Source organism: Streptomyces sp. URMC 129 (assembly GCF_051386415.1).
Taxonomy (GTDB): Bacteria; Actinomycetota; Actinomycetes; order Streptomycetales; family Streptomycetaceae; genus Streptomyces.
On the sequence record NZ_JBPQTQ010000032.1, the window covers coordinates 26,786 to 45,534 of the forward strand.

19 protein-coding genes, 1 pseudogene and 1 riboswitch are annotated in these 18,749 nt (G+C 72.0%); of the genes and pseudogenes, 3 read left to right on the forward strand and 17 right to left on the reverse strand.

Annotation, left to right across the window (positions count from 1 at the left end; genetic code table 11):
* Window positions 1-108 precede the first annotated feature (108 nt).
* On the forward strand, window positions 109-546 hold the full coding sequence (locus ACSNOC_RS09470; protein WP_436746853.1) for an ATP-binding protein: 438 nt from the start codon (window positions 109-111) through the stop codon (window positions 544-546).
* Here the strand turns inward: ACSNOC_RS09470 and ACSNOC_RS09475 are convergent.
* The 6 genes from ACSNOC_RS09475 to ACSNOC_RS09500 form a co-directional block, all read right to left on the reverse strand.
* Window positions 533-2,722, reverse strand: coding sequence for a 3-hydroxyacyl-CoA dehydrogenase NAD-binding domain-containing protein (locus tag ACSNOC_RS09475; RefSeq protein ID WP_436746854.1), 2,190 nt, complete (start codon window positions 2,720-2,722; stop codon window positions 533-535). The genes ACSNOC_RS09470 and ACSNOC_RS09475 overlap by 14 nt on opposite strands.
* Before the next feature lie 48 nt (window positions 2,723-2,770).
* Entirely contained in the window at window positions 2,771-3,982 is a 1,212-nt protein-coding gene (locus tag ACSNOC_RS09480) for an acetyl-CoA C-acetyltransferase (RefSeq protein ID WP_436746855.1), read from the reverse strand.
* Between the two features lie 19 nt (window positions 3,983-4,001).
* On the reverse strand, window positions 4,002-5,147 hold the full coding sequence (locus ACSNOC_RS09485; RefSeq protein ID WP_436746856.1) for an acyl-CoA dehydrogenase family protein: 1,146 nt from the start codon (window positions 5,145-5,147) through the stop codon (window positions 4,002-4,004).
* A gap of 10 nt (window positions 5,148-5,157) precedes the next feature.
* The gene (locus tag ACSNOC_RS09490) at window positions 5,158-6,285 is read right to left on the reverse strand and encodes a CaiB/BaiF CoA transferase family protein (protein WP_436746857.1); all 1,128 of its coding nucleotides are present in this window, start codon (window positions 6,283-6,285) and stop codon (window positions 5,158-5,160) included.
* Between the two features lie 105 nt (window positions 6,286-6,390).
* Window positions 6,391-6,585, reverse strand: coding sequence for a hypothetical protein (locus ACSNOC_RS09495; RefSeq protein ID WP_436746873.1), 195 nt, complete (start codon window positions 6,583-6,585; stop codon window positions 6,391-6,393).
* A 50-nt stretch (window positions 6,586-6,635) separates the two neighbouring features.
* Window positions 6,636-6,908, reverse strand: a complete 273-nt coding sequence (locus ACSNOC_RS09500) for a hypothetical protein (RefSeq protein ID WP_436746858.1) — start codon at window positions 6,906-6,908, stop codon at window positions 6,636-6,638.
* Window positions 6,909-7,063: 155 nt separating this feature from the next.
* Here ACSNOC_RS09500 and ACSNOC_RS09505 point away from each other — a divergent pair, with 155 nt between their 5' ends.
* Window positions 7,064-8,134, forward strand: coding sequence for an aminotransferase class V-fold PLP-dependent enzyme (locus tag ACSNOC_RS09505; RefSeq protein ID WP_436746859.1), 1,071 nt, complete (start codon window positions 7,064-7,066; stop codon window positions 8,132-8,134).
* A 22-nt stretch (window positions 8,135-8,156) separates the two neighbouring features.
* Here the strand turns inward: ACSNOC_RS09505 and ACSNOC_RS09510 are convergent, their stop codons facing one another.
* On the reverse strand, window positions 8,157-9,608 hold the full coding sequence (locus ACSNOC_RS09510) for a glycine hydroxymethyltransferase (RefSeq protein ID WP_436746860.1): 1,452 nt from the start codon (window positions 9,606-9,608) through the stop codon (window positions 8,157-8,159).
* Between the two features lie 24 nt (window positions 9,609-9,632).
* Window positions 9,633-9,727: riboswitch (ZMP/ZTP riboswitch) on the reverse strand.
* Between the two features lie 115 nt (window positions 9,728-9,842).
* Between ACSNOC_RS09510 and ACSNOC_RS09515 the strand changes: the two genes are divergently transcribed.
* Window positions 9,843-10,064 carry a dodecin gene (locus ACSNOC_RS09515; protein WP_436746861.1) on the forward strand — a complete coding sequence of 74 codons (222 nt, stop codon included), beginning with the start codon at window positions 9,843-9,845 and terminating at the stop codon, window positions 10,062-10,064.
* A gap of 19 nt (window positions 10,065-10,083) precedes the next feature.
* Here ACSNOC_RS09515 and ACSNOC_RS09520 read toward each other — a convergent pair whose 3' ends face one another.
* The 10 genes and pseudogenes from ACSNOC_RS09520 to ACSNOC_RS09565 all read right to left on the reverse strand — a co-directional run bounded on the left by ACSNOC_RS09520 (window position 10,084) and on the right by ACSNOC_RS09565 (window position 18,621).
* Window positions 10,084-10,854 (reverse strand): enoyl-CoA hydratase/isomerase family protein, encoded by a 771-nt coding sequence (locus ACSNOC_RS09520; RefSeq protein WP_436746862.1) that lies wholly within the window; start codon window positions 10,852-10,854, stop codon window positions 10,084-10,086.
* Window positions 10,855-10,875: 21 nt separating this feature from the next.
* Window positions 10,876-12,021, reverse strand: coding sequence for a cytochrome P450 (locus ACSNOC_RS09525; RefSeq protein WP_436746863.1), 1,146 nt, complete (start codon window positions 12,019-12,021; stop codon window positions 10,876-10,878).
* A gap of 272 nt (window positions 12,022-12,293) precedes the next feature.
* Window positions 12,294-13,673 (reverse strand): annotated as a pseudogene (locus tag ACSNOC_RS09530) (cytochrome P450).
* Between the two features lie 9 nt (window positions 13,674-13,682).
* Window positions 13,683-14,273 (reverse strand): GTP-binding protein, encoded by a 591-nt coding sequence (locus ACSNOC_RS09535; RefSeq protein ID WP_436746864.1) that lies wholly within the window; start codon window positions 14,271-14,273, stop codon window positions 13,683-13,685.
* Entirely contained in the window at window positions 14,248-14,625 is a 378-nt protein-coding gene (locus ACSNOC_RS09540; RefSeq protein WP_436746865.1) for a DUF742 domain-containing protein, read from the reverse strand. The genes ACSNOC_RS09535 and ACSNOC_RS09540 overlap by 26 nt, the downstream gene beginning before the upstream one ends.
* Window positions 14,622-15,023: a roadblock/LC7 domain-containing protein gene (locus ACSNOC_RS09545; protein ID WP_436746866.1), complete on the reverse strand. Its 402-nt coding sequence runs from the start codon at window positions 15,021-15,023 to the stop codon at window positions 14,622-14,624. Before ACSNOC_RS09545 ends, ACSNOC_RS09540 begins: the two co-directional genes overlap by 4 nt.
* Window positions 15,020-16,138, reverse strand: a complete 1,119-nt coding sequence (locus ACSNOC_RS09550) for an ATP-binding protein (RefSeq protein ID WP_436746867.1) — start codon at window positions 16,136-16,138, stop codon at window positions 15,020-15,022. The genes ACSNOC_RS09545 and ACSNOC_RS09550 overlap by 4 nt, the downstream gene beginning before the upstream one ends.
* A gap of 387 nt (window positions 16,139-16,525) precedes the next feature.
* Window positions 16,526-17,443: a carbohydrate kinase family protein gene (locus tag ACSNOC_RS09555; protein WP_436746868.1), complete on the reverse strand. Its 918-nt coding sequence runs from the start codon at window positions 17,441-17,443 to the stop codon at window positions 16,526-16,528.
* On the reverse strand, window positions 17,440-17,580 hold the full coding sequence (locus ACSNOC_RS09560; RefSeq protein WP_436746869.1) for a hypothetical protein: 141 nt from the start codon (window positions 17,578-17,580) through the stop codon (window positions 17,440-17,442). The genes ACSNOC_RS09555 and ACSNOC_RS09560 overlap by 4 nt, the downstream gene beginning before the upstream one ends.
* 3 nt (window positions 17,581-17,583) lie before the next feature.
* On the reverse strand, window positions 17,584-18,621 hold the full coding sequence (locus tag ACSNOC_RS09565) for a LacI family DNA-binding transcriptional regulator (RefSeq protein ID WP_436746870.1): 1,038 nt from the start codon (window positions 18,619-18,621) through the stop codon (window positions 17,584-17,586).
* Between the last annotated feature and the right edge of the window lie 128 nt (window positions 18,622-18,749).

The window sequence follows — 18,749 nt, forward strand, 5'->3', positions numbered from 1 at the left end:
GCACAGGTGCAGGCGAATTCCTTGCGGACTGCCGGGAGTTAAGGGCAGGGTGCGAGAAGTAACCGAGTGCACTCACCCCATGACACCTCGTGCAGCCCCGGAGGGACCATGACGCTCACCAGCCAGGACGCCGCCACCCAACGCCTCTCCTACAGCTGGCTCCTGACCGCCCGGCGGGAGGATCTGGCGCACTTCCGGCGCCTGGCCTCGCTGGCCATGCGGGAGTGGGGGCAGGCGCCGGAGGTGACGGAGGTGGTCCTGCACGGCGTCACGGAGCTGCTCTCCAACGTGGCCCGCCACGTGCCCGATCCGCGCTGCACGCTGGAGCTGACGCTGGTCGGCGGCGCCGTCCAGGTCACGGTGCACGACCGCTCCACCGCGCTGCCCAGGATCACGCTGCCGGACTGGACCGCCGAGGAAGGCCGCGGGCTGTGGCTGCTGCGGGAGATGGCCGACGACCTGGGGTTCGCGCTGACCGACGAGGGCAAGCGGGTGTGGGTGCGGGTGAGCGGCGAGCGCGCCGCCCCGCCCGTCACGCGTCGGTGAACGTCTCGCCGCGCTCGGCCGTCTCCAGCAGGAGCGGCGAGGGGGCGAACCGGTCGCCGTAGCGGGCCTGGAACTCGCGGGCCCGGGCCACGAACCCGGCGGGGCCGCCGGGGTAGCCGTTGATGTACTGCAGGACGCCGCCGGTCCAGGCGGGGAAGCCGATGCCCAGGATGGAGCCGATGTTGGCGTCGGCGACCGTGGTGAGCACCCCTTCCTCCAGGCAGCGCACGGAGTCGATCGCCTCGACGAAGAGCATCCGCTCCTTCAGCTCCTCGAAGTCGGGCGCGGGCGCGTCCGGCTTGGCGAAGTGCTCGCGCAGGCCCGGCCACAGCCCGGCCCGCTTGCCGTCCACGTAGTCGTAGAAGCCCGCGCCGCCGGAGCGGCCGGGGCGGCCGAACTCCTCGACCATGCGGTCGATCACGGCCTCGGCCGGGTGCTCCGGCCAGACGCCGCCGGCCTCCTCGATCGCGCGCCGGGTCTCCAGGCGGATCTTGCGCGGCAGGGTGAGGGTCAGCTCGTCCATCAGCGACAGGACCTTGGCCGGGTAGCCGGCCTGGCCCGCGGCCTGCTCGACCGTCGCGGGGTCGACGCCCTCCGCGATCATCGCGATGCCCTCGTTCATGAAGTGGCCGATGACGCGGGAAGTGAAGAAGCCGCGGGAGTCGTTGACCACGATGGGCGTCTTGCGGATCTGCCGCACCAGGTCGAACGCGCGGGCCAGTGCCTCGTCGCCGGTCCGCTCACCGCGGATGATCTCCACCAGCGGCATCCGGTCGACCGGCGAGAAGAAGTGCAGGCCGATGAAGTCCGCCTGGCGCCGCACGCCGTCGGCCAGCAGCGTGATCGGCAGCGTCGAGGTGTTCGAGCACAGCAGCGCGTCCGGGGCGACGATGTCCTGGATCTCCTGGAACACCTTGTGCTTCAGCGCCGGGTCCTCGAACACGGCCTCGATGACCACGTCGCAGCCCGCCAGGTCCCGCGGGTCGGCGGTCGGCGTGATGCGGGCCAGCAGCGCGTCCCGCTTCTCCTGGGTGGTCCGGCCCCGGGCGAGCGCCTTGTCCAGCAGTCCCGTGGAGTACGCCTTGCCCTTCTCGGCCGCCTCGGCCGAGACGTCCTTCAGGACGACGTCGAAACCGGCCTTCGCGCAGGTGTAGGCGATGCCCGCGCCCATCATCCCGGCGCCGAGGACGGCGATCTTCGTCGCCTTGCGCTCCTCGATGCCCTTGGGCCTGCTGGCGCCGGAGTTGACGGCCTGGAGGTCGAAGAAGAACGCCTGGATCATGTTCTTGGCGGTCTGCCCGATCACCAGCTCGGTGAAGTACCGGGCCTCGATGGTCTGCGCGGTCTCGAAGTCGACCTGGGAGCCCTCGACGGCGGCGGCCATGATGTTGCGCGGTGCCGGGTAGGGCGCGCCGGCCAGCTGCTTGCGCAGGTTCGAGGGGAACGCCGGGAGGTTGGCGGCGAACTTGGGGTTGCTCGGGGTGCCGCCGGGGATGCGGTAGCCCTTGACGTCCCACGGCTGCTGGGCGGTGGGGTTGGCGTCGATGAAGGCGCGGGCCTTGGCGAGCATCTCGTCGCGGTCCTGGGCCACTTCGTGGACCAGGCCGGCCTCCAGGGCGCGGGCCGGGTCGTACTGGCGGCCCTCCAGCAGTACCTTCAGCAGGGCGTCGGTGATGCCCATCAGCCGCACGGTGCGGGTGACGCCGCCGCCGCCCGGCAGCAGGCCGAGCGTGACCTCGGGCAGGCCGATCCTGGAGCCGGGCGCGGCGAGGGCGACGCGGTGGTGACAGGCCAGCGCGATCTCGTAACCGCCGCCGAGGGCGGCGCCGTTGATCGCGGCGACGACCGGCTTGCCGAGCGTCTCCAGCTTGCGCAGCGCGCGCTTGATGCGCATGCCGCCCTCGAAGACGGACTCGGCGTGCTCGGGGCGCGCGGCGAGTAGGTCGCGCAGGTCGCCGCCGGCGAAGAAGGTCTTCTTGGCGGAGGTGACGATGACGCCGCGCACGGACGCGGCCTCCGCCTCCAGGCGGTCGACGACCGCGGTGAGGGAGGCGATGAACGCGGCGTTCATGGTGTTGGCGGACTGGTCGGGGTCGTCCAGGGTGAGCGTGACGATGTCGTCGGCGTCCCGTTCCCAGCGGATCGTATTCCCGGGCTGTGGCGTGGGCTCAGGCATGGTGTCGTTCTTCTCCAGGGGTCCAGAGGGGTCCAGGGCGGGCCGCGGTCAGACGCGTTCGATCACGGTGGCGATGCCCATGCCGCCGCCGACGCAGAGGGTGGCCAGGCCGTAGCGCAGGTCGCGCCGTTCCAGCTCGTCCACCAGGGTGCCGAGGATCATCGCGCCGGTGGCGCCCAGCGGGTGGCCGAGCGCGATGGCGCCGCCGTTGACGTTGACCTTCTCCAGGTCCAGGCCCATGTCCCGCACGAAGCGCAGGACGACGGCGGCGAACGCCTCGTTGATCTCGACCAGGTCGATATCGTCGATGGTGAGCCCGGCCTTGGCGAGGGCCTTGCGGGTGGCCGGGGCCGGGCCGGTGAGCATGATGGTGGGCTCCGAGCCGGTGACGGCGGCGGAGACGACGCGGGCGCGGGGGGTGAGCCCGAAGCGCTCGCCGGCCTCCCTGCTGCCGAGCGCGACGAGGGCCGAACCGTCCACGATGCCGGAGGAGTTGCCCGCGTGGTGGACGTGGTCGATCTTCTCCACCCAGTGGTACTTCTGCAGGGCCACCGCGTCGAAGCCGCCGAGGTCGCCGATGTCGGCGAAGGAGGGCTTCAGCTTGGCCAGGCTGTCGGCGGTGGTGCCGGGCCGCATGTGCTCGTCGTGGTCGAGGACGACCAGGCCGGCGCGGTCGGTGACGGGGACGACCGACCGCTCGAAGCGGCCTTCCTTCCAGGCGGTCGCGGCGCGCTCCTGGGAGAGCGCGGCGTACTCGTCGACGTCGCGGCGGCTGAAGCCCTCGATGGTGGCGATGAGGTCGGCGCCGATGCCCTGCGGGACGAAGCGGGTCTCGTAGCTGGTCATGGGGTCCATGGCCCAGGCGCCGCCGTCGGAGCCCATGGGGACGCGGGACATGGACTCCACGCCGCCCGCGAGGACGAAGTCGTCCCAGCCGGCGCGGATCTTGGCCGCCGCCATGTTGACGGCCTCCAGACCGGAGGCGCAGAAGCGGTTCTCCTGGACGCCGGCCACGGAGTCGGGCAGGCCGGCGGCGATGGCCGCGATCTTGGCGATGTCGGAGCCCTGGTCGCCGTGCGGGCTGACCACGCCGAGCACGACGTCGTCGATGGCGGCCGGGTCGAGACCGGGCAGCCTGCGGCGCAGTTCCTGGATGAGGCCGACGACGAGGTCGATGGGCTTGGTGCCGTGCAGGGCGCCGCCGGGCTTGCCGCGCCCGCGCGGGGTGCGGATCGCGTCGTACACGTAGGCTTCAGTCACGCTGGTCTCCTTGCGTTCCTCAGTCGGCGAGGAGCGACCGGCCGATGATCTCTTTCATGATCTCGGTCGTGCCGCCGTAGATGGTCAGGATCCGCCCGTCCGTGTAGGCGCGGGCGATGGGGTATTCGGACATGTAGCCGTAGCCGCCGTGGAGTTGGAGGCAGCGGTCGGTGACGCGCTTCTGGAGCTCGGTGGCCCACCACTTGGCCATGGAGGCGTACACGGCGTCCAGTCGCCCGGCCACGTGCTCGGTCACGCAGCGGTCGACGAACTCGCGGGTGACGGCGCACTCGGTGGCCATCTCCGCGATCTCGAACCGGATGTGCTGGAACGTGGAGATCGGCCGGCCGAACGCCTCGCGCTGCTTGACGTAGTCGGTGGTGATCGACAGCAGGTGCTCCGCGATGGCGATGGCGCCCACGGCGATGGTCATCCGCTCCTGCGGCAGGTGCGTCACCAGGTGGATGAAGCCGCCGTTCAGCTCACCGAGCAGGTTCTCCTTGGGGACGCGGACGTCGGTGAAGGACAGCTCGGCGGTGTCCTGGGCCTTCTGGCCGATCTTGTCGAGGTTCCGGCCGCGCTCGAAGCCGGGCATGCCGCGCTCGACGACGAGCAGGCTCAGTCCCTTCGCGCCGCCCTCGGGGGTGGTGCGGGCGACCACGATCACCAGGTCCGCGAGGATGCCGTTGGAGATGAACGTCTTCGCGCCGTTCAGCAGCCAGTGGTCGCCCTGGTCGGTGGCCGTGGTGCGGATGCCCTGGAGGTCGGAGCCCGCGCCCGGCTCGGTCATGGCGATCGCCGTGATCAGCTCGCCCGAGCAGAACCCGGGCAGCCAGCGCCGCTTCTGCTCCTCGGTCGCCAGGTTGGTCAGGTAGGGGCCGATGATGTCGTTGTGCAGCGGGATCGCGAAGCCGGAGGCGCCGGCGCGGGCGAACTCCTCGCCCAGCACGGCGTTGTAGCGGAAGTCGTCCACCCCGCCGCCGCCGTACTCCTCGGGGACGGCGAGGCCGAGCAGCCCCTGCCGTCCGGCGGCCCGCCAGGCGTCGCGGGAGACGATGCCGTCGCGTTCCCACTGCTCGTGGTGCGGCGTCACCTCCTTGGCGAGAAAGGTGCGCACGGTCTCCCGGAACGCCTCGTGTTCGGCGCTGAAAAGCTGACGCTTCATCGCATCGTCCTTACTGAGTGAGCTGGGGCAGATCCCAGTCGCGGGCGATCTCGGCCGCGTCGGCGCCGGGGATCGCCGGGCCGCGGCGGATGGTGACCGGGGTGTCGGAGAAGCGGGGGGCGGGCGCCGGCTGGACGGCGCCGCCGTGCTCGGTGAACGTGCCGCGGGCGGTCAGGTGGGGGTCCCGCGCCGCCTCGCGCAGGGACAGCACGGGCGCCACGCAGGCGTCGGTGCCGGTGAAGACCTCGGTCCACTCCGCGCGGGTGCGCGCCTTGAAGCGGGCCGCGATCAGCTCCCGCAGCTCGGGCCAGCGGGCGAAGTCGTTCTGCTCGGGGGCGTCGGGGCCGAGGCCGAGGAGGCGGGCGAACTCGGCGTAGAAACGGGGCTCCAGCGCGCCGACCGCCATCCAGCCGCCGTCGGCCGTCTCGTACACCGCGTAGTACGGGGCGCCGCCGTCCAGCAGGTTGGCGCCGCGCCGGTCCTGCCAGACGCCCGCGTCGAGCATGCCCCAGATCATGGTGCCCAGGTGGGCGGTGCCGTCCACGATGGCGGCGTCCACGACCTGGCCGCGGCCGGTGGCGCGGGCGTGGTGGAGGGCGGCGAGGACGCCGACGACGAGGTAGAGGGAGCCGCCGGCGTAGTCGCCGAGCAGGTTGGCGGGGATGGCCGGCGGGCCGTCGCTGCGGCCGATCATGCCGAGGGCCCCGGCGGTGGCGATGTAGCCGATGTCGTGTCCGGCGCTGTCGGCCAGCGGGCCGTCCTGGCCCCAGCCGGTCATCCGCCCGTAGACCAGGCGCGGGTTGCGCGCCAGGCAGTCGGCGGGTCCGACGCCGAGCCGCTCGGTGACCCCGGGCCGGAATCCCTCGATCAGCACGTCGGCGCGGGCGGCGAGGTCGAGGACGAGTCCGGGCCCCTCCGCCGCCTTGAGGTCGACGAGGACCGACCGCTTGTTGCGGTTGGTGACGTCCCGCGCCGGGTCGAGGCCGAGGGCGGCGGCCCCCGGCCGGTCGACGCGGACGACGTCGGCGCCGAGGTCCGCCAGCAGCATCGCGGCGAACGGGCCGGGACCGATCCCGGCCAGCTCCACGACGCGCACGCCGCTCAGCGGGCCCGAGCCCTGTGTGGTCACTGCTGTCATGGGGCCCCCAGGCACGCCGCGGTCGTTGCGGTAACTCGGGGCGATTCTAAGAACGTGTTTCACTTTTTGGCAAGGGTCGCCGGATGCCCGCGTCACGGGCCCGGCTCAGAGGCTGACCACGCGCACCACTGTGACCGTCAGCACCGAGCCGCCGACGTAGTAGCGGATGATCACGCCCTCCACGGTGGCGTCCCTGCGGTCGCACTCGCCGCTCACCGCGCTGGAGCCGTGGCCGTAGGGGTCGACCGCGACCGTGGCCGCGAGGGCGGCGTCGAACAGCGCCCGGCCGGCCGGGTCCATGGCGTCGTGGGCCTTCTCCGCCACGGGGTCGTAGACGACGCGGTAACGGATCACGCGTCCCCGTCCCGGCCGGGCTCGCGGTCGCGGTCCCGGCGGGCCAGCTCGTCGAGATCGTGCCGCATCTGCGGGTCGTACTGCTCCAGCAGCTCCATCACCCACCGGCGGACCACGGCGTGGATGTCGAAGACGCTGGCGTTCTCGATGGACTCGTTGAACGCCTCGCGCCGGTCGGCCGGGAGCGCCGCCCTGATGTCGCGGACGGTCGACGGGAGCGTGATCTCCCGGCCGTCCCCGCCGATGGTGCGCAGGGGTCTCGCCTCCACGGCGGCCTCCTCCCAGCCGTTGCGTCCTCGGAACGGCCACCGTACGCCGCCCGGCCGCCCGGCCGCGACGGTGCGGGACCCGCCGCCCGGTGGCGGGCGGCGCGATGCCAGACTGTGGCGGAGCCGTGGCGCTGCGCGCCGCCCGAGGAGGTGCCGTGGGATCACTGCCGCAAGGGGAGTACGCGCCGGGCAGGGCGTACCTCAACACCGCCGCTCACTGCCTGCTCCCGGCCCGGACGACGGCCGTGCTGCGGGAGACCGTCGCCGCGATGGGCGACGGCCGGCTCGACACCGTCGCGTACGCGGAGAGCGTGGAGACGGCGCGGGCCGCGTTCGCCCGGGTGGCGGGCGTGGCGCCGGAGCGGGTGGCGGTCGGCTCGTCGGTCGCCGTGCACACCGCCGTGGTGGCCGCCTCGCTGCCGCCGGGTTCCGAAGTGCTGTACCCGCGCGACGAGTTCAGCTCGCTGGTGACGCCGTTCACGCAGCGGGAGGGAGTCCGGCCGCGGGCCGTGGAGCTGACCGCGCTGGCCGACGCGATCGGCCCCGGCACGGCGCTGGTCGCGGTGTCCGCGGTGCAGTCGATCGACGGGCGGGTGGCGGACCTGCCGGCGATCCGGGCCGCGGCCCGGCGGCACGGGGCGCGGACGCTGGTGGACACCACGCAGGCGACGGGCTGGCTCCCGCTGTCCTCGGGGGACTTCGACTTCACGGTGTGCGCGGGATTCAAGTGGCTGCTGTGCCCGCGCGGCACCTCGTTCCTGACGGTGCCCGAGGACGGCGGCGGGCTCGTGCCGCTGCACGCGGGCTGGGCCGCCGCCGCGGACCTGACGCACAGCTCCTACGGGCCGGTCACCGAACTGGCGGGCGACGCGCGACGGTTCGACGAGCCGACGGCGCACCTGCCGTGGGTGGGCGCGGTCCCCTCGCTGGAGCTGGTCGAGCGGACGGGCCGGGCGGCGATCGCGGCGCACGACCTGGGGCTGGCCCGGCGCTTCCGGGAGGGGCTGGCCGGCCTGGGCCTGACGGCGGTGCCCGCGGACTCCCCCATCGTCGCGGTGCCGCGGCTGGGCTGGGCGGTGCCCGCCCTGGCGGAGGCCGGGATCGTGGTGGCGGCGCGCGGGGGCAACCTGCGGGCCTCGTTCCACCTCCACAACACCCCGGCCGACGTGGACCGGGTCCTGGACGCGCTGGCGGACGCGGGTCGTCAGGCGCCGTCCGGCACCTGACGACCCGGCCTCCGAACCGGCCTCAGCTCAGGTCGATGCCCGGGTAGAGCGGGTGCTTGGCGAGCAGGTCGGCGGCGCGCTCCTCGACCTGCTTGGCCACGCCGTCCTGGAGCACATAGGCCGCCTTCGACGGCTTGCCGTTCTTGGCGGTGCCCGGCTCGGTGCGGGAGAGCACGGTGTCGATCAGCTCGGCGACCTCGTCCATCTCGGCGGTGCCCAGGCCCCGGGTGGTCAGCGCCGGGGTGCCGACGCGGATGCCCGAGGTGTACCAGGCGCCGTTGGGGTCCTGCGGGATGGCGTTGCGGTTGGTGACGATGCCCGCGTCCAGCAGGGCGGCCTCGGCCTGGCGGCCGGTGAGGCCGTACGACGAGACGTCGATGAGGGCGAGGTGGTTGTCCGTGCCGCCGGTGACCAGGCGGGCGCCGCGGCGCTGGAGGCCCTCGGCCAGCGCCCGCGCGTTGTCCACGATGCGCTGGGCGTAGTCCTGGAAGGACGGCTGCCTGGCCTCCGCGAGGGCGACGGCCTTGGCGGCCATCACGTGCGGCAGCGGGCCGCCGAGCACCATCGGGCAGCCGCGGTCGACCTGGTCGGCCAGCGAGTCGTCGCACAGCACCATGCCGCCGCGCGGGCCGCGCAGCGACTTGTGCGTGGTGGTGGTGACGATCTGGGCGTGCGGCACCGGGTCGAAGTCGCCGGTGAGGACCTTCCCGGCGACCAGGCCCGCGAAGTGCGCCATGTCGACCATGAGCGTGGCGCCCACCTCGTCGGCGATCTCGCGCATGATCCGGAAGTTGATCAGCCGCGGGTAGGCGGAGTACCCGGCGATGAGGATGAGCGGCCGGAACTCGCGGGCGGCGGCGCGGACGGCGTCGTAGTCGACCAGGCCGGTGGCCGGGTCGGTGCCGTAGCTGCGCTGCTCGAACATCTTGCCGGAGATGTTGGGCCGGAAGCCGTGGGTGAGGTGGCCGCCGGCGTCCAGGGACATGCCGAGCATGCGCTGGCTGCCCAGGTCGCGGCGGAGCGCCGCCCAGTCCTCCTCGCTGAGGTCGTTGACCTGGCGGGCGCCGGCCCGCTCCAGGGCCGGGCTCTCCACGCGCTGGGCGAGAACGGCCCAGAACGCGACGAGGTTGGCGTCGATGCCGGAGTGCGGCTGGACGTAGGCGTGCCGGGCGCCGAACAGCTCGCGGGCGTGCTCGGCGGCGATGGCCTCGACGGTGTCGACGTTGCGGCAGCCGGCGTAGAAGCGGCGGCCGATGGTGCCCTCGGCGTACTTGTCGCTGAGCCAGTTCCCCATGGCCAGCAGCACGGCCGGGGAGGCGTAGTTCTCGCTGGCGATGAGCTTGAGGGAGGCGCGCTGGTCGTCGACCTCGGCGGCGATGGCGTCGGCGATGCGCGGCTCGACGGCGCGGACGACGTCCAGGCCGCTGCGGAAGGCGATGGACTCGGTGGTGCGCGCGGACGGTTCTGCGGTCACTTGCGGGGCCTCCTAGACGTGAGTCGCGACAGCCCAGGCGCACGGCTCCTCATCGCTCGGCGGCGGGGCCGCTCCCCGATGGTTCGTCCCATCTCAACGCGCCAGTCACGGCCCGGTGCGAGCCTAGCATCGCCGCCGGGGGCCACCGCCACCGTGCGCTCGCGGAAGCCGGGTCCCTGGGGCACGGTGGAAGGTGCGCGCACCACCGTGCCCCAGGCCCACCGGGAGACCAGCATGAGTGACCACACCTACCGGGTGACCGAGATCGTCGGCTCCTCGCACGAGGGGCTGGACGCCGCGATCCGCAACGCGATCGGCCGGGCGTCGCAGACCCTGCGGCAACTGGACTGGTTCGAGGTGACCCAGATCCGCGGCCACATCGTCGACGGCTCCGTCGAGCACTATCAGGTGGGGCTGAAGGTCGGCTTCCGCCTGGAGGACTCCGCCGGGGGCTGAGCCCGGGACGACCGGCACGTCAGGGCGTCCCCCGCGCGTGGTAGCGGGCGGCGAGCGCCGACGCCAGCACGTCGCCCTCCAGGAACGAGGCGTCCGCGAGCCGGGTGGCGCCGGTGTAGGCGTTGAGGGCGGCCTTGGTCGTGCGCAGCGCGCCGGGCGGCCGGCGGACCATGGGCCGGACCCAGTCCTCCACCGCGTCGTCGAGCGCGCTCTCCGGCACGGTCCGGTGCAGGACGCTCAGGTCACGTGCCGTCGCGGCGTCGAAGCTGTCCCCGGTGAGGATGAGCTCCCGGATCCGCGCGGCGCCCACCTCCTGGAACAGCCGCGGCATGGCGCTGCCCCAGGAGACGGGGAAGCCCAGCGCCAGCTCCGGCATCCGGAAGCGGCAGTCGTCGGCCCCGACCCGCAGGTCGCAGAAGACGGTGAACGCCAGCCCGGCGCCGATGGCCCGGCCGTGCACCCGGGCGATGGTGACGACGCTGCTCATGGCGAGGGCCTCGCAGACCTGGCGCGCCTTGGTGCCCATGACCTGGATCCGGGAGCCGGAGGGGTCCTCGGCGATGAGCCGGTCGTACTCCTTGCGGTCGACGCCGAGGCAGAAGTCGTCGCCCGCGCCGGAGAGGGTGAGCACCCGGATGGAGGGGTCGTCGCGGACGGCCGAGAAGACCGCGAGCAGCTCGTCGAGGAGCGCTTCGTCGACGACGTTCCCGTTCTCCGGGGTGTTCAGCCGCACGCGCAGGACGTGCTTCTCGTGGCGGACGTCGAGGGCGGACTTGGCTTGGTCCAACATGGCTGGGGGCTCTCTCTGTCGTCAGTGGTCCACGACCTGCAGGGTGGTCATGCGGCGGAACGCCACCCGTGGCTCCCACACCGGGGGCGCGCTGACCCGGAGGGTGGGGAACCGGCGGAGGACGGCGTCCAGCAGGATGTGCGCCTGGAGGCGGGCGAGCCCCGCGCCGATGCAGTAGTGGATTCCCCCGCCGAAGGCGAGGTGCGACAGGTGGCGGCCCTGCCGCCTGATGTCGAAGGTCTCCGGGTCGGTGGTGCGGGCGGGGTCGTGGTTGGCGGAGGCGATCAGGGTGTGCACGAGCTGGTCCTTGGCGATGGGCACCCCGGCCAGCACGGTGTCCTCGGCCGCGGCCCGGGTGGTGAGGTGGACCGGGGCGTCGTAGCGCAGGATCTCCTCCAGGGCGCCGGGGATCTCCTGGGGGTTGCCCCGCAGCCAGTTGAGCTGGTCGGGGTGCTGGTCGAGGGTCCAGATCATGCTGGACAGGAGCGTGGAGGTGGTCTCCTGGGCGGCGATGACGAGGAACATCGTCAGGAGGTAGACCGCCTCGTCGGCGGCGTCCCGGTCGCCCTCCTCCAGCTCGTCCCAGGTGCGCAGCCAGCGGGAGACGACATCGGTGCCGGGCTTCCTGCGGCGCTCGCGGACCAGCTCCCCGAAGTAGTCCCGCAGGCCGAGGGTGGCCGCGTTGGACAGGGCGATCTGGCTGGCGGAGGGCAGCAGTTCCTGCGCGTAGACCTGGTGGTGCGTCAGCTCGCGCAGCAGCGGGTAGTCCGCGGGCGGGAGATCGAGCCACAGACCCATCGAGGTGACCGGGAGTTCCTCGGCGACCAGTTCGGCGAAGTTGGCCTCGCCGTCGCGCATGCGCAGGGCCAGCCGGTCGAGGAGCGCGTCGACGGCCCGGGTGACCGGGTCGTGGAGCCGGGCGAGGGTGGCGCGGTCGAAGATGTGCCCGACGGACCTGCGGAAGCGCGTGTGCTGCGGCGGGTTGAGCCCTTGCAGGGCCCGCCCCAGCTCGCGCGAAGCGGGCGCCGCCCAGCGATTTCCCTCGCCCTGGCGCGCCCGCCATTCGCTGTCGAGTGCCACCCAGGATTTACTGCGGAGCACGTGGTCGCAGACGTCGTAGGTGGTGAGGAGAAACGCGCCCCAGGGGGCCGGGACGACCTCCCCCATCTCGCGGAGTTCCGTGTATATCGGGTAGGGATTCGCCTGTCCTCGCGGCGAGCGCAGACGCGAGATCCGGGAGACGACTGAACGTGGACTGATTGCTGTGTCAGCAGCAGCGGATGCCACGAATTACCCCTTCATGCCCACTAGGCCGGCCGTATGGATTCACGCCAGTCCGGGAACACAATTCCGGCCACTGGCGTGAATCCATATACGTCTACCCGCATACCTAAATCCTCATACATATACCTTCCACATATGCCAACTTGTTATCTTGGTTACACACGCCACCAGTTGAGGAACGAGCTCCACCAGGTGCCCCGCTCGGGCCTGGCCTGCGGCGCGGGCTCCGGGGAGGTCGCCGACGCGGTGGCCGGCGGCGCCTTGGGGGCGAGGCGGACGGGGGTGAACCGGGCGGGCAGCGTGGCCAGCGCCCGGTGGAAGGGACCGGTCCGCCACACCAGGCTGTCGACGGGGACGGCCAGTTCGATGTCGGGAAGCTGGTTGAGCAGCTTCTCGATGGCGATCACCGCGATGAGCTGCGCGGGGTCCTTGGCGGGGCAGGCGTGCGGGCCGGCGCTCCAGCCGAGGTGGGCCCGCTTGCTGAGCGTGTGCCGCGAGGACGGCAGCGCGGGATCGGTGTTGGCCGCGGCGAAGCTGATGAGGAGCAACTCACCGGCCTCCAGCGGGACACCGAACAGCTCGGTGTCCTGAACCGGGTAGTGCGGCGCGTAGTTGGCCATCGGCGGAGCGTCCCAGAGCACCTCGTCCAGGGCGTCCTCCACCAGCAGTGAGCCGCCGTACCGGCCACCGGAGAACCGCTCGTCGGACAGGACCAGGCGCAGGCCGTTGGCGATGAGGTTGCGCTACGGCTCGGTGCCCGCGCTGATCAGCATCACGAGCTGGTGGATCATCTCCTCGTCCGTCAGGTTGGCCGAGTGCTGCATCAGCCACGAGGTGATGTCCTCGCCGGGCTGGGCGCGCTTGAGCGCCACCAGCTCCAGCAGGGCCTGCGAGAGCTCCTTGTTGGCGTTCTCCGCGTCGGCGTCGGCGTCGAAGATGCCGGAGGTGCCGTAGATCAGGCGGTCGCCGATCTCCGGGGGGCAGCCGAAGATCTCGTTGAACACGAGCAGCGGCAGCATCTTGGCGTAGTCGTTGAGCAGGTCCACGTGGCCGCGGTGGGCGAACTGGCCCACGAGGTAGGTGGAGACGCGCTCGATGTGGCGGCTCAGCCGGTGCGAGTCGACGCGGGCCAGGCTGTCCGTCACGGCCTGCCGCAGCCGCATGTGCTCGGCGCCGTCGGTGAAGAGGCAGTTCGGCCGGTAACCCAGCATCGGGTAGACCGGGTTGTCGGCGGTGACGCGGCCCTCGTTGAAGTCGCGCCAGCGGCGGGCGTCCTTGGAGTACCGCTCGGGGTTCTGCAGGACGTGGAGAGCGGCGGTGTAGTCGGTGACCAGCATGGCCGGCACGCCCGGGGACAGCTCCACCGGGGCGGCCGGGCCGAACTGCCGCAGGTAGTCGTAGTAGGCCTCGGGGTTCGCCGCGAACTCGGGGCCGTAGAGCGGGACCGGCGCCTCGGTGTCCTGGGCGCCGGTCCCGCCGTCGTCATGAGCAGGGCAACCGGGGGGTGGTGACGCGAAGTCCGGATGAGAGTTCAACGTGTTCTCCTAACGGGTGCGGCTCTGCAAATAGCGGACGAGAGCCATGAGCGCGTTCGCCGATGACCTCTCGTCGCGCGCGTCGCAGGTGACGATCGGAGTGTCGGGAAGCAGGTCAAGTGCTTCCCTCAACTCGTCGTCGGAGCGGCTCGGCGTGCCGTCGAACCGGTTGACGGCGATCGCGTAGGGAATGCCGTACTTCTCCACCAGGTCCATCACGGAGAAGGATTCCTTGAGCCGTTGGGGGTCGACCAGGATCAGGGCGCCGAGGGCACCCCGCGTCATGTCTTCCCACACCTGAACGAAACGCTGCTGGCCCGGCGTTCCGAAGAGATAGAGGACGAGCCTTTCGTTCAGCGTGAGCCGGCCGAAGTCCATGGCGACGGTGGTCGTCGTCTTGCCCGTGATGCCTTTCAGGTCGTCGACGTGGGCCGCGGCCTGCGTCATCGTTTCCTCGGTGCGCAGTGGAGGTATCTCCGACAGCGTCCCGATGAATGTGGTCTTGCCGACCGCGAAATGCCCGACGACAAGAATCTTCGCGGCGATCTGCACCTTCTCGGGCAGATGCACGCTCTCACCCGAAACGCGCCTGGAGTCCATCCAGCACCTCCTGAAGAACCTGAACGTCGGCGAGTTGAGCCGGAGGTACCGGGGTACGCGTGAGGATGTAGCCGTCCTCCGCGAGGTCGGAAAGCAGAACCTTGACGATGCCGATGGGCAGGCGCAGATGGCCCGCGATCTCGGCGACCGAAAGATAGCCTCCCTGGCACAGCGTGACCAGGCTGCGCTTCTCCGGGTCGAGCCGGTCGGTCCGCTTGTCCCCGGCCGACGCCGTGACCAGGGTGATCAGGTCGAACCGGTTGCGGTCGGGCAGACCGCGGCCGTTGGTGATGACATAAGGCCGTACTAATTCCACGGACTCGGGCCTGAGCTCGTCATCCGGTGCTGTCATGCCTGAATACCAGTATTCTCACGGGGCGGGGTGGTCAGTGCCTTGCCGAGCTGCGCGACGAGTTGCTGCATCCGGAAGGTGATGTCGGCCATGTCGACGTCGGGTGAGGCGGAGACCGCCAGGTACGCCCCCTCCCCGGCGGAGATCAGGAACACCCACCCGCCGTCGAACTCGACCACGGTCTGGCGCCACTGCATCGAGGCGCCCCCGGCGAAACCGCCCACGGTCCGGCTCAGCGACTGCATGCCGCTCATCGCCGCGGCCACGGTGTCCGCCTCGTCCTTGTCGACGTCGTTGGAGCGGGCCATGAGCAGACCGTCGGCCGAGACCAGGATGGCGTGGCGCGCCTCCGGGACTTCGAGGGCGCTCTCCAGCATCCAGGACAGTTCGGTGTTCACGGGGTCTCGTACCCTTCCGTGCTCGGATCGGCGCCGCGGCCGGACTGCGTGCCCCGCTGGAAGGCGCCCATGATGGACGCCGTCTCCTCGCTCGACCGCGCCGGACCGCTCTCCGCGGCGGAGCGGGCCTGCGGCACGATGGCGATGGCTCCCCTCCTGCGCCGTTTGGGCAGGCCACCGGCCGTGGTGGCGCCCTCGTCGCTCTCCGCCGGGGCGGCGGCGGCATCGATCGCGGTCGGGTTCTGCGGTTCGGGCATGCTGGTGAGCAGCTCCTGGGGAAGAAGGACCACGGCGCGCACCCCTCCGTACGGGGACGCCGAGTCCACGGAGACGCTGAATCCGTAACGGGCGGCGAGCACGCCTATGACGGCGAAGCCGAACTGCGGCGGGTTGCCCAGCTCCGTGACGCCCACGGGGTGCTCACCCGACAGCAGCCGCGCGGCCCGGCTCTTCTCCTCCTCGTTCATGCCGACGCCCGCGTCGTCGATGATGACGCAGACGCCCTTGGGCACGGTCCTGATGTTGATGTCGATCGTCGTCTCGGGAGCCGAGTAGCTGGTCGCGTTGTCCAGCAGCTCGGCCAGGACGAGCGCGACCGGCTCGACGACCTGGCTGACGATGGCGAAGTTGGTCTGCGAGCGGATCTCGACGCGCGTGTAGTGGCGGATGCGCCCCTTGGCGGCGCGCGCGACGTCGTAGACCGAGGCGACGGCCCGCTGCCGTCCGAGCCAGCCGTCGCAGAGCACGGCGACGGACTGGGCCCGCCGGCCGAACTGCGAGTTCATGTGGTCGATTTCGAGGAGGTCCTGGAGGATCTCCTGGTCCCCGTACTTGCCCTGAAGCTTGGAGATGACCAACTGCTGCTCGTTGGCCAGGCCCTGAAGGGTCCTCATCGCGGACTTCAGGGCCGTCTTGGTGGCGTCCTCGGCGCGGAGGCGGGCGTCCTCCACCGCCTCGTTAAAGGTATTCTCCAGCTCCCTGTGACGGCTTTCGAGATCGGCGTTCTGTCTGCGCAGCTTGGCGCTTGTCTTTCGCCCCCGATAAATGACGGACGCGGCCAGGGGAGTTCCGGCGATGAGGCCCCATAGGGCAGGATCCTGTAGGTATTGGGTCATGAGATTCTCTTCAAGCTAGACCGCCAGGTACTTGAATATGAGGGAGACCGCGGTCGGCCGATCCGGCTCCCCCGCTGCGGATCCGCCCTACCAACCGACCTGACACGATGACGGGGCCCGCTCAGCCGGGGAGGATGACTTCGACCGCGCCGGCGGCCTCCGCCGCCAGCCGGCCCGCCGCTTCGGCTCCATATGCCCTACTGACGGCATGGTGCTCCTCGGTGAAACCCTCTCGGCTGCTTTTACGAGTCGGCTGTTCGCCTTACGCGCTGTCAGCCCGTTTGGCAAGCCCGGCGATCGTATCATCAGAGCGCCGCACAACAACCTTCTCACCGAAGTCTGTTACGAGACCTGACCCCGCCTCACCGGCGCCCCGTTTCCGGCCTGTTAAGCCTGACTGAACGCGGACAGTTCGGCGCGGGTCGGGGGGTCGGCGCCGACCCGCGTGCACGTGATGGCGGCGGCCGTCGCGCACCGCGTGAGCACCGCGGCGAGCGCGTCGCGCCCGGTGGGCGGGCCGCCGTGCTCGGCTATCGCGTCCAGCAGCGCGGCCTGGAAGGTGTCGCCCGCGCCGACCGTGTCCACCACCGACACGCTGGGCGCCGACACCCAGACCTCGTCGCCGTCCCGCGTGACCGCGAGCGCGCCCTTGCCTCCCAGCGTCACCACGACGAGCCCCGGTCCGGCGGCGAGCAGCGCCCGAGCCGATACGGCGGCCTCCTGTCCGGGATAGAGCCACGCCAGGTCCTCGTCGCTGGCCTTCAGCACGTCGACCGCCCCGGCCAGCCGGGCGGCGACCGCGCGGTAGGCGTCCGGGTCGGGCTGCACGGCGGGCCGCACGTTGAGGTCGGCGGCGACCGCGCGGCCGGCGCGCCGCTGCGCGCGGCACAGCTCCAGCACCCGCGTCGCGCCCGGCTCCACGACGGCGGCCAGCGAACCGGTGTGCAGCACGCCGGTGTCGTCCGGAACCGTCAGCTCGCGCGGGTCCCAGGAGACGAGGAAGTCGTAGGTGGCCGCGCCGTCCTGGCCCACGTAGGCCAGGGCCACGATGGTGCGGCCGGGGCCCGCGGGCAGCCGCCGCACGTCGACGCCGGTGCCCGCGAGGTGGTCGCGGACCAGGTCGCCGGGCGGGTCGTCGCCCCACGCGGTCAGCAGGGTGGCCGGCCGCTCCAGCCGGTGCAGTCCGACGGCCACATTGGCCGGGCTGCCGCCCGGCGCCGCGTGCACCTCCCGGGCACCCGCCCGCCACAGCAGGTCGACCAGCGCCTCACCGACGACGGTCACCCGCGTTCTCCGCGACGTCACAGCCCCTCCTTCCGCACGTCCTCGTTCACGGGGCGGACGTCGACCGGGACACCGCCGCGCTGATGATCATCGTCGGTGACCGGTCCCGGGAACGCCAACCGGGGCGTCGGGCCGTTGACGGCGGGGTGTTCGCGCATGGTTCATCCGTTCTCGTGCGGCGGGCTCACCGAGTCCCGGACGCGCAGCGGCATCGGGACCCGGTGCACGGTGGCGTCGAGCCGGCCGCCTTCGAGGATCAACTCGACGGCGACCCGGCCCAGTTCGCTGTGCGGCAGGGCAAGGGTGGTGAGCGGGGGACGCATCCAGGAGGCGAAGTCCTGGTCGTCGAAGGAGACCACGGACACGTCGTGCGGCACCCGCAGCCCGGCTTCGGCCAGCGCCTGGTACGCGCCGAACGAGACCCGGTCGGTGGCGCAGACCAGCGCCCGGGGCCGGCGCCCGTCGGCGAGCAGCGCGCGGACCTCCCGGTGCCCGGCCTCCGCCTCCCACGCGCACTCGACGACGCCGTCCAGGCCGGTGCCGGCGGCGCGGAGCGTGTCCCGCAGCCCGCGCACGCGCTCGTTCCCCGCGAACAGCCCCTCGGGGGTGGGCGGGAGGGCACGCCGGCCGCCGATCGACCAGATGCCCCGGGTGTGGCCCGCGCCGAGCAGGACCCGGGCGGCGGTGCGGCCCGCCTCGATCTCGTCGGGGACGACGGAGGGCGCGTCGAAGCCGGGCGCCAGGCAGTTGAGCAACACCACCCGCCGGCCGTCCAGTTCGGGCGGCGGGGTGACGTGCCGGGTGAACATGGCCGCGTAGAGCACCGCGTCGACCTGGCGGTCGAGCAACGCGTTGACCAGGCCGGACTCGGCGGCGCGGTCGCCGCCGGTCTCGGTGATGAACAGCAGGTGGCCCCGGGCGCGGGCGGCCTCCAGCGCGCCGCGGATCACCTCGCCCGCGTACGGCGTGGTGGTGATCGTGTCGGAGACCAGGCCCAGGGTCTGCGTGGACTTGGTGCGCAGGCTGCGGGCGGTGACGTTGGGCCGGTACCCCAGCGCGCGGGCCGCGTCCTGGACGCGCCGCCGGGCGGCGTCGGAGATCCGCATGTCGGTGCGCCCGGACAGCACGAACGACGCGGTGGTCGGCGAGACGCCCGCGCTGCGGGCGACATCGGCCATGGTGACGCGCGCGCGGGCCATGATCGGTCTCCGGTCCGGTGAGCTAAATCGAATTAGCGGATCCCGAGGAGGATGCGGTGCCGCCCGGTGGATGTCAAGGCGGGGCGGCGCGGGAGCGTGGGCGCGGGAGCGTGGTGGGGGGCCTGGGC